This window comes from Enterococcus durans NBRC 100479 = LMG 10746 (genome assembly GCF_001544215.1).
Lineage (GTDB): Bacteria > Bacillota > Bacilli > Lactobacillales > Enterococcaceae > Enterococcus_B > Enterococcus_B durans.
In genome coordinates this window covers 44,174-50,419 of the sequence record NZ_BCQB01000021.1, presented here as the reverse complement: position 1 = coordinate 50,419, position 6,246 = coordinate 44,174, and the positions used below count along the sequence as shown (strand labels likewise).

The following is a 6,246-nucleotide window of genomic DNA, read 5'->3' as shown; positions in this document are numbered from 1 at the left end:
AATGAATAAAACGTAGAAAATCGCTAGGAGGAACTATAGATTTTAAAAAGATCAAGAAAAAAGAGAAAAAAGAGAAACGTCCGCAAGTAAAAAAACTCTCTCAGAAAAAAGCAAACAAAGTTGTTTTGACGGGAATCTGTTTACTTATTGGCACTTCAGCAATAGGCGTGATTCGGGCAAATGTAGTGGCTAGTAACTTTGATCAATTAGATTTCACAGATTGTCTATGCAAAAGAAATGGTTCGGGTACCAACCGACCAGCGAAAGCGGGTAGATCAATGAAGAAAAAGATCCTTCTTTTTGCTAGCTTTCTTTGTGGTGGCAGTCTTTTGAGTGGTTGTGTCCAGGAAGAAACAAAACAAGACACAACCATTACAGCAGAAGTGCAACTCATGGAAGCCGTTGATTCTAGTCAAATAGATAAAGAAGCAGGAAAAACAGTTCCAACTGAATCAACAACACCAAAAGAAAAACAAACAGATAAGAATCTAATAGAAGAGTCAAAAGAAAAAGAAGATCATACTAAATTAGTACAAGAATATGGCGAAGCCTATGCTAACTTTAGAAATCTCAACCATCGTAATGAGAAATTAAAAGACCTCATGACAGAAGAATGTATTCAAATGAATGGGATCGATATCGAAACAGGAAATGCTTTAGGTAGTGAAGGCAAAATTACTTCCATTTATCAAAATGCTCAAGATGAATATGCGGTATTGCTTGATTGTATTCAGAATGGTTCACCGATTCGAGTTTTATTGTTAGCAAGAGTAGAAAATGGAAAAATAGCAGAAATGACTTATAACACATTGAAGCAAGAGTATTAAGTTAGAAGATGTAAGTAATAATTTTCAATAGATAATACACAAAAATTATGTTATCATGATACTATAATAAAACAAAAGGAACTGCGCGAACAGTTCCTAAATGTAGTCCGTTCAAAGCGGATGGCATTTTTTAACAAGTTTAGAGCCTGTCTACTCTGCCAAAAGTTGAGACGGCTCTATTTTTTTTGCTCTTTTTTGAATTTTAACCATGCCAAAACTGAATCACTTGCTTTTGCGACTGCAGTAACAATCACTGCAACTGATCCAATAATGGCTATGATTTGATCCATAGAGAACAAATCAGGCATTTCCTTTCTGCAGAGTCTGACCAACAAGCCGTAAGCTCATAGGCACCACGTCCTCTCAGTTGGATTTGCCAACCGCCACAAACTTTCTACTGTTTATTATTATAGCAATAAACAAGTAGCATGAATATATTATTTATGTAAAAAAGGCATAGATAAAGTTTTTAAAATGAATGATATTTAAATTGAAAAGCGCATAAGCGATAGGGAGACCTTTCACTTATGCGCTTTTTTTATATGAAAGGAGGGGGGAGTTGCTGCGGTCGTCAGAGTTGAAACAGTATTTGCGAAGTTCCTATACAACCATTGATAAAAAAAGTTATTTACGTACGTTTCAGGCTTACTATGATCCAATCAAAGGAAAGACGAGAAAGAAAAGTGTCAATTGGAAAGCAAAAGGGTTTAAAAGTGAAAAACAAGCATTACGCTATCTAAAGGAACAGATTGAAAATGAGTTCAAAAAGGATTCGATGTTTTCTGATGCGAACCATTGTGAAACGTTTCGCGAATTGACACTTCTTTGGCTAAAAGCTTGGTCACCAACTGTTCGTCAAACGACTGTCCACTACCAAAAAGAGATTCTTGCACGGTACCTATGTCCGTATTTTACGGATGATCTGCGACTGAAGCAGTTAACTCCCTTATTTGTAGAAGGTGCTTGGGCAGATATCCTGGCGATTCGCTCGAAACAAACAAAAAAATTTCTAGAAAAAGCGACATTAGAAAAAATCCGTTCCTTGCTCAAACAAATTCTAGCTTATGGCTATCGGCACGATTTAGTTCTATTTGATTTGAATAAGATTGTCTTGAAAATCCCAAACGATCGAAAAATTCCAGCGGTCCACCGTAGGAAAAAGAAGTTTCTAGAGAAAGAAGAAATCAGTATACTTTTCCAGGCAATCAACGAAAAGCATGAGACAAATAATGGAAATAATAAGATGGGAAAGCTTTACCTAGACATGGCAGAATTTTTGATTCGAAATGGGTTAAGAATAGGTGAATTAAGTGCGCTAACGGTGGAGAAGGTTCATTTTTCTGCAAAAAAATTATTGATTGATGAAGGTGTTGTGGCTGCTGGTAGAACAATTGATCAATACATACGAAATCCACCAAAAACAATTTCCTCCATTCGAGAAATCGATCTGGATGATCGTTCGCTTGCGATTATTCGAAATCGAATTCAAATAAAAGAAGCGAGACAAAAAGAGATGAAACAACGAGAAAAAGGAACTTTTATAAAGACATATCAAAGAAAGAACCAAATTGCTTATCAAAAAAAGGTGAAGGCTGCCGAGAACTTTCTTTTCTCCACCACGATTTTCCAAACACAAAATGGTACGCCAGTTGTTTATCATTCGTTTAATGAGTTCATGAATGGACGGGGTAATAATAAAAAACCAGTGAAATGCGTGAAAGACATCTTAAGAGAAAAATATCCTGAGTTTAATAAACATGTTACTACGCATACTTTTCGCTACACGCATATTTCTCTCTTGGCAGAAGCCAACGTCCCCATCAAAGCCATCATGGATCGAGTGGGCCATGCCAATATGAAAACCACACTGGAAATTTATAATCAGGTAACGAATGCAACCAAAGAAAAAGTCATCCAAGAAGTCGATTCTTGGATTTTTTAGTGGATTTGTTTACCAAATACAGTTAGTATGCGTATATGAGAGGTCGTGAAAGCGATGATCTGCTCCAAGAATTAAGAGCAAAAATCGAAAATAGCTTTCCATATTTTTGTATTTTTTGAACTTAATTCCGCAGGAGCAATCGCTTGAGCACCGTTTGATAAGAGGTCGTGAGAGTGCTAGGTAGCTCCGATGACAATAAGAAAGAAATTTCTCAAACAGCTTTTCATGTTTTAGAAATTTATGGCTTATTTCAAGGAGCTAGTACTTGAACACCGTTTAAAGAAGGTCGAAAATCAGTACGACTTTTCGACGTAAGGAGAAAGAAAATTAATGAATGAAATAATAAATTCCGCAGAGCGTAAGGTTTCTGCGTATATCCATATCCCATTTTGCGAACATATTTGTTATTACTGTGATTTTAATAAAGTCTTTTTAGAGGGGCAGCCGGTCGATGAATATGTTGAGATGCTTTTGGAAGAAATGAGAATCATGACGGAGAAATATCCGGTGGCTGATTTAGAGACGTTATATGTTGGTGGTGGCACACCAACATCACTGTCAGCGAATCAGTTGGATCGCTTGTTGGCGGGCGCACGGGAAATCTTACCTTTTAAAGATGGGAAAGAGTTTACTGTGGAAGCCAATCCTGGTGACCTTACGCGTGAGAAGCTGCAGGTGATGAAAAATTATGGAGTTAATCGTTTGTCAATGGGAGTGCAGACTTTTGATAATAAATTATTGAAAAAAATTGGTCGAAAGCATACCGCTGAAGATGTTTATCAAACGATGTCCTTTTTGGAAGCGGAGAATTTTAATAATGTAAGTATTGATCTGATTTATGCTCTTCCAGGTCAAACACTTGAAGGATATCGGCAGACATTAGAGCAAGCTTTAGCGCTTGATTTACCTCATTATTCGTTGTACTCATTGATTTTAGAAAATAAAACAATGTTTATGAACTGGGTACGACAAGGGAGACTGGAGTTGCCAGATCAAGAAACAGAGACAAGGATGTTTGAAGAAACGATCGAGGCAATGGAGAAACATGGGCGTCACCAATATGAAATCAGTAATTTTGGTTTGACTGGGCATGAGTCTCAGCATAATTTGATGTATTGGAACAATGACCACTATTTTGGTTTTGGTGCAGGTGCTAGTGGCTATCTTGGGAATAATCGTTATCGAAATAAGGGACCGATCCAACATTATCTACGTCCATTGAGACAAGGGGAGTTGCCTGTTTTAGAAAAAGAGGAACTGTCTAAGAAAAATCAGATAGAAGAAGAAATGTTTTTGGGATTGCGGAAAAAAATGGGGATTTCAAAAAAACACTTCCAAACGCGTTACCAATGTTCAATAGAATCATTGTATTCGACTGTGCTGATTGAGTTGGAAAATGAGGGGCTGCTTGTTAATGCTGATGAGAGAATCTATCTTACACCTAAAGGAATATTTTTAGGAAACAATGTATTTGAACGTTTTTTATTAGGAGATGAAATTTGAAAACATTTTTAAACGTTAAATTTTTATAAAAAGCAAAAAAAGAAAGTGAAAAGTATTTTTAAAAAGGTTTGAAAAGCTGATGAAACACTGATAGATCAATAGTCTTACTGGTTAGGTCTATTTTTAGCACTCGACTTAAGAGAGTGCTAAAAATAGATCTATTTTTCTTGACACAGGTAGGGCTTCTTGCTATATTAATAAGTGGGTTAGCACTTAGAAGATAAGAGTGCTAACAAGAGGTGAGGAAGATGTTAACACAAAGACAAAGTGAGATTTTACGTCTGATCATCCAAAGCTATACGAGTAGTGGCGTGCCCGTTGGTTCCAAAACGTTAATGGAAGAAGGAGTCGAGGCAAGCTCGGCAACAATTCGCAATGATATGAAAGCACTAGAAGATGAAGGCCTTTTGCTTAAGACTCACTCGTCTTCAGGAAGGATACCTTCAGTACTTGGCTATCGTTATTACGTGGACCATTTGCTAAAGCCGGCTCGTGTGCCAAACGATGATTTGCAACAGATTCGGCAGTCTTTAAGCAAAGAGTTTCATGAAATCAACGAGATCATCAAGCAATCTGCTGAAATTTTATCCCAGCTGACTAGTTATACGACTTTCTCGTTAGGGCCAGAAATCAAAGACCGCCGATTAACTGGATTTCGAATCATTCCTTTGAATAGCCGACAGATTATTGCAATCGTCGTGACGGACAAAGGCAATGTGGAAAGCCAAGTATTTACACTTCCAGAGAATTTAGGAAGTCAAGACCTAGAAAAAATGGTTCGCATTGTCAATGATCGTCTAGTGGGAGATCCTCTAGTGACGGTCTATCACAAATTGCGAACAGAAATTCCAATGATCTTGCATAAGTACTTCCAAACAACTGAAGGGATGTCTAATCTTTTTGATACGGTACTCGGTCATGCGTTAGAAGATAAAGTTTATGTAAGTGGACAAATGAATCTATTAGATTATGAATCACACCAGGATCTTGACCAATTCAAGTCGATGTTTTCCTTTATGACTGATACCTATGAATTGACGCAGATGATCGTACCGATGGATAGTGATATCCATATCAAGATTGGTACTGAACTAGGCAACGATCTTTTGCAGAATATGAGTATGATCCAAGCAAGTTACGAGATTGCCGGGCATGGTCGAGGTACAATAGCATTGTTAGGACCAACTAGCATGCCGTATTCTAAGATGTTTGGTTTGGTGGATGTCTATCGTCAGGAATTAGCGGTGAAACTTGCCGACTATTACCGCTCGCTTGATTTATCAGGTTCTTAGTGTTAAAACGGATTGTAAGGATTGAATTCTCCAAGTAAGGTTGAATCAATCAAACAGCTGACTGAATAATGAAAGGAAGACTGTATCGTGAAAGAAAACCAAGAAGAATTAGATCAAGAAGTTACGGATACTCATCCCGACCCGGAAATCGATATGGAAGCTGTCGAAGATTCCGGTGTTTCTGAAATTGAAGCCGAAGAATTTGAAATTGAGAATTTGAAAGCTGAACTTGAAGAAATGGAAGATAAATATTTGCGTGCTCGTGCAGAAATCGCGAATATGGCAAATCGTGGGAAGAACGAACGTGAACAGTTGCAAAAATATCGTTCGCAAGATTTAGCAAAAAAATTATTACCTTCTATCGATAACTTAGAACGTGCATTATCAACGGAAGTTTCCGATGACCAAGGTGCCAGCCTGAAAAAAGGTGTGGAAATGGTTTTGGAAAGTTTGAGACATGCACTTAGAGAAGAAGGTATTGAAAAAATCCCTGCAAAGGGTGAAGCATTCGATCCAAATCTCCATCAAGCGGTACAAACAGTACCTGCATCGGAAGATGTTCCTGCGGATACGATCGTAGAAGTGCTTCAAGAAGGCTACAAATTACATGACCGCGTGTTGAGACCGACAATGGTCATCGTTGCGCAGTAAAAAGTCATGATTGAATAAAAAAAGTTTAGTA

6 protein-coding genes are annotated in these 6,246 nt (G+C 37.6%); 5 read left to right on the top strand and 1 reads right to left on the bottom strand.

The annotated features are described in order from the left end of the window. The first annotated feature begins 278 nt into the window (after positions 1-278). The gene (locus tag ED2_RS07715; protein WP_025481321.1) at positions 279-827 is read left to right on the top strand and encodes an EF0163 family protein; all 549 of its coding nucleotides are present in this window, start codon (positions 279-281) and stop codon (positions 825-827) included. A gap of 176 nt (positions 828-1,003) precedes the next feature. On the opposite strand, the gene ED2_RS07710 is transcribed toward ED2_RS07715, so the two are convergent. Next, on the bottom strand, positions 1,004-1,135 hold the full coding sequence (locus ED2_RS07710) for a hypothetical protein (protein ID WP_255209473.1): 132 nt from the start codon (positions 1,133-1,135) through the stop codon (positions 1,004-1,006). Positions 1,136-1,386: 251 nt separating this feature from the next. On the opposite strand from ED2_RS07710, the gene ED2_RS07705 reads away from it, so the two are divergent. The 4 genes from ED2_RS07705 (at position 1,387) to grpE (ending at position 6,215) form a co-directional block, all read left to right on the top strand. Beyond that, positions 1,387-2,769, top strand: a complete 1,383-nt coding sequence (locus tag ED2_RS07705; RefSeq protein WP_016176480.1) for a tyrosine-type recombinase/integrase — start codon at positions 1,387-1,389, stop codon at positions 2,767-2,769. Between the two features lie 330 nt (positions 2,770-3,099). Then, positions 3,100-4,272 (top strand): radical SAM family heme chaperone HemW, encoded by a 1,173-nt coding sequence (gene hemW / locus ED2_RS07700; protein WP_060789741.1) that lies wholly within the window; start codon positions 3,100-3,102, stop codon positions 4,270-4,272. A 248-nt stretch (positions 4,273-4,520) separates the two neighbouring features. Beyond that, complete coding sequence (gene hrcA, locus ED2_RS07695; protein WP_016176482.1) at positions 4,521-5,564, top strand: heat-inducible transcriptional repressor HrcA; 1,044 nt, start codon at positions 4,521-4,523, stop codon at positions 5,562-5,564. Positions 5,565-5,651: 87 nt separating this feature from the next. Then, positions 5,652-6,215: a nucleotide exchange factor GrpE gene (gene grpE, locus ED2_RS07690; protein ID WP_005880049.1), complete on the top strand. Its 564-nt coding sequence runs from the start codon at positions 5,652-5,654 to the stop codon at positions 6,213-6,215. The last annotated feature ends 31 nt before the right edge of the window (positions 6,216-6,246 follow it).